General features: G+C 51.4%; 1 rRNA gene. It reads left to right on the top strand.

What is annotated here, in order from left to right:
* Window positions 1-255 (top strand): 23S ribosomal RNA (locus L6D74_RS29930); the annotation flags it as partial.

Here is a 255-nt window from a genome sequence, read left to right as displayed (position 1 = left end):
AGACAGCTAGGAGGTTGGCTTAGAAGCAGCCACCCTTTAAAGAAAGCGTAATAGCTCACTAGTCGAGTCGGCCTGCGCGGAAGATGTAACGGGGCTCAAACCATACACCGAAGCTACGGGTATCACGCAAGTGATGCGGTAGAGGAGCGTTCTGTAAGCCTGTGAAGGTGAGTTGAGAAGCTTGCTGGAGGTATCAGAAGTGCGAATGCTGACATGAGTAACGACAATGGGTGTGAAAAACACCCACGCCGAAAG

The sequence above is a fragment of the Pseudomonas pharyngis genome, assembly GCF_021602345.1.
Taxonomy (GTDB): Bacteria; Pseudomonadota; Gammaproteobacteria; order Pseudomonadales; family Pseudomonadaceae; genus Aquipseudomonas; species Aquipseudomonas pharyngis.
The sequence above is the reverse complement of the archived record's forward strand: the minus strand, read 5'-3'. Positions and strand labels throughout refer to the sequence as shown.